Origin of the sequence: Nocardia sp. CC201C, assembly GCF_030010695.1 — a bacterium.
Classification (GTDB): Bacteria; Actinomycetota; Actinomycetes; order Mycobacteriales; family Mycobacteriaceae; genus Nocardia; species Nocardia otitidiscaviarum.
In genome coordinates this window covers 1-3,394 of record NZ_JASCXP010000579.1, presented here as the reverse complement: position 1 = coordinate 3,394, position 3,394 = coordinate 1, and the positions used below count along the sequence as shown (strand labels likewise).

The 3,394-nt window shown below is 71.2% G+C and carries 4 protein-coding genes; 1 reads left to right on the top strand and 3 read right to left on the bottom strand.

The features are described from left to right. Positions 1-296: 296 nt before the first annotated feature. Positions 297-1,073 (top strand): hypothetical protein, encoded by a 777-nt coding sequence (locus QK444_RS34335; protein ID WP_063821488.1) that lies wholly within the window; start codon positions 297-299, stop codon positions 1,071-1,073. 242 nt (positions 1,074-1,315) lie between these two features. Here the strand turns inward: QK444_RS34335 and QK444_RS34330 are convergent, their stop codons facing one another. The 3 genes from QK444_RS34330 to QK444_RS34320 form a co-directional block, all read right to left on the bottom strand. Then, positions 1,316-2,023, bottom strand: coding sequence for an urease accessory protein UreD (locus QK444_RS34330; protein ID WP_282786175.1), 708 nt, complete (start codon positions 2,021-2,023; stop codon positions 1,316-1,318). Positions 2,024-2,262: 239 nt separating this feature from the next. Continuing rightward, positions 2,263-2,976, bottom strand: a complete 714-nt coding sequence (gene ureG / locus QK444_RS34325; protein ID WP_029930580.1) for an urease accessory protein UreG — start codon at positions 2,974-2,976, stop codon at positions 2,263-2,265. Between the two features lie 44 nt (positions 2,977-3,020). Continuing rightward, a partial coding sequence (locus QK444_RS34320; RefSeq protein ID WP_282786174.1) for an urease accessory UreF family protein occupies positions 3,021-3,394 on the bottom strand: 374 nt, incomplete at its 5' end.

Sequence of the window (3,394 nt, the reverse complement as noted above, 5' to 3'; positions counted from 1 at the left end):
CCGCGGGTGCGGCGGTCGGCGCGGCGGTTGGCGCGGCCAATGGTTACCTGGCTCCGGCTACCGAGGTTCCGGCCGAAATGCCGGCACCGATGGAGTCGGCAACGGCGCAGTAAGGCCGTTTTGTCCGGAGGCCGAATCCCGTAGCAGGGGTTCGGCCTTCGACAACGATCGGTTCTGCGAGCGGGCAATCTTTCAGCAATGCAACCGATCTCGAAGTCGTCCGATTCCACGACCAATCCGGGTGACCGCCGGGTCCGAATGTCGGGCGTCGATTGTTCCCCGATGAAAGGTCGTCTATGGCCGCAGGCAAGCACAGAGCCCTCAACCCGCATCGCAATCGAGTCGGCAATGTGGTGGCGGCGGGCGCGGTTCCGCTAGTCCTCGCGATCGTCGGTTCCGGCCAGGCGAACGCCGCGCCGGTCGAGCCCGCTCCGGTGGCGCATCACGACGACGCGCCGCAGCAGTGGCCGCCGGCCGAGGCGCCCAATGTCGCGCCGTACGAGGGCCTGAACATCCCCGACGAGACCCACAGCTCGATCCAGTGGTCGCGTCCCGCTCCCGACAAGAGCTACCTGGCTCCCGTCGGCGTGCTGCATCCGCCCGTTCCGGTGGCACCGGTGCCGCCGATCGCCCCGCCGCCCGGCAAGTTCCGGTTCGGCGATGTGGTGGTCGACGCGCCGAACTGGATCGACAAGGAACAGGCGATCCAGATCAACGACAATGCCGCGCAGGTCGAGGCCAATCTCGCCACCTTCCTCGACTCCATCGGCATGGAGCGCAGCCGCTCCGACCGGATCGCCGGTCAGACGATCGGCACGGCCGCCGTGGGCGCGCTCGCCGGAGCCGCCACCGCGGCACCGTTCGCACTCACCTCCGCGGCCGTCGGCGGAGCGGTCGGCCTGGTCACCGGCCTGGCCTTCGTCCCCGTCGGCCTGGTCGCCGGACCGGTGCTCGGTGCGGCCGCGGGCGCCGCGGTCATCACCGTGCCCGCCGCGGCGGTCGGTGCGGCGGCGGGTGCCGTGGTCGGTGCGGTGAACTCCTTCAACGCCCCGCCACGCGTCGTCGGCGACTGATACGGCCGCCCAGCAGTGCCGGATGCGGCGGGAACCGGGGGTGAGGTCCGGTTCCCGTCGCACCCGGGATACCCGTACTCACCCCAAGCATGCGATCCCGAAGGGAGCGACCATGTTCCGAACCCAACCCCTGCGCGTCAGCGCCGACTGGTTGTTCGCCCTGCTCTCCATCGACGTCTACTTCGGAGCCATGCGCCCCTGACCGGACCGCCGCGCACACGCCCGGTCACCACGTAGCGAGGTCACGCGATCGCGGTCGCCGCCCGACTCGCCGTCCATTCGGTGGTGCCCGGCGGAGGTGCCGTGGCGAGCGTGGAACCCGTTCGGGTGTAGAGAGTTCCGCCCGCGGCCAGGGGTAGCAGTGCGGCGTCGAGACCGGTGGTGTGCACCGTCCGGTCATCCGGGTAGCTGAGCACGCTCTCCAGCGCTCGCGGGCCCGACAGGGCGTCGTCGGTCACCGCGTCCGCGCCCAGGTCCAAGCGGTGCCGCAGGAGTGGCAGCTCGCCGATATCGGCGTGCAGCTCACCGCTCCAATAGCCGTGATCCTCCCCGGTCCGGCCGATCCGCACCCGCTCGCGCAGCCGCAGTCGCGACCCTTCCGCCAACCGCACGGTCGTCGTCGTCACATGCTCGGCCCCACCGGCCACCACCGTGGGCTCCGGATCGACATCCAGCTCGCCTCCGGCCGCGACCTCGAAGTGCCAGCGCGCCACCGACTTCCGCGTGCCCCGTCCGGGCAGCGCGATGGTCGCCGCCACCGACCGAACCGCCAACCGCGCGCCCGCCCCCACCACGATGGAGATATCGAGTTCGTCCCCGCCCAGCGGCGTGGCGGCCGTACCGATCAGATGCACGGTGTCGACCCCGGTCCGCCGCCCGGCTAATCCCCCTATCGCCGCAATCGTCGGCAACCGCCCCGCGACCGCGACGATCCGCACCTCAGTCCGCACGGCACACCCGCTCGGCACCGCCCGACTCCACCGCTGTGCGTGCGTATCCCCGCATCGACCTGCCTGCGGGTGCCAGTACGGTCATCGCCGGGCGGGCCGCGACACACCACGCCGTCTGCGGGCGCGCGGTACGCAGCGCGAGCCCTCGACCGCCGACCGCGGAGGCTCGGGGGGCAGCGCCCGCTGCCACCACGGTCCACAGGCGTCGCCGTGCGGACACTCCGTTCATCCGTGGAGCGTCAGTGTGCGTGGGAGGCACCGGCTGCCGCATCCTGTTCCGCTGCCAGGCGGAGCTGTTCGCGCACCCAGTTCAGGACCGGGGTGGCGGCCGGGTCCTCGGTGAGCGAGGTGAACACGAACGGGCGGCCCTCGCGGACCTTCGTGGAATCGCGGTCCATCACCGACAGATCCGCGCCGACCATGGGCGCGAGGTCGGTCTTGTTGATGACCAGCAGATCGGAGTAGGTCACGCCCGGTCCGCCCTTGCGCGGCACCTTGTCGCCACCGGCCACGTCGACCACGAAGATCTGCGCGTCGATGAGCCCGGAGGAGAAGGTGGCGGTCAGGTTGTCGCCGCCCGACTCCACCAGGATCAGGTCCAGCGGCGGATTGGCCTCGATGAGATCGTCGATGGCGTCCAGGTTGGCGGTGATGTCGTCGCGGATGGCGGTGTGCGGGCAGCCGCCCGTCTGCACCGCGGTGATCCGCTCATCCGGCAGCACCGCGTGCCGCCGCAGGAAGTCCGCGTCCTCGGTGGTGTAGATGTCGTTGGTCAGCACGGCCAGCGACAGCTCCTCGCGCAGCTGGCGGCACAGGGCCGCCACCAGCGCCGTCTTCCCCGACCCCACCGGTCCGCCGATCCCGATCCGCACCGGCTCCCCGGGCGTGCGCTCCCGCCGGGGGCGGTCGTGGCCGTGATCGTGCGGTTCTCCGTCGATGAAATGAGGTGGCATGGAACCCATCCTTGCCGACGCGTGTAAACCCGGTGTTACCCGGCTCAGGAAGCGAACAGTGGCATATCGCGTTCCAGGTGGCGCTCGGCCAGCACATCCTGGAGCGGATCGGACAGCGCGGCCAGGGTGTCGACGGCCTCGCGGGCAGTGCAGTCGCACACCTCGGCGAGCCGCACGGTGCAGGCCGCCACCGCCGCCGGGTCCAGGGCCAGCAGCCGCTGCGCGGCGGTCGCGGCCCCGGTCATGGTGGTGTAGACGACCACACCGGCGATCTCCTCCGGCTTCGCCCCGCACACCCGGGCGACGACGCCGAAGACGGTGGACAGATGCGGCCGGGTGCCGAGCTCACGCCAATCGGCCTGCGGCCACACCTGTTTCGCCAAGCGCAGCAGTCCCCGCCCCTGTGCCCGCGAGGCGG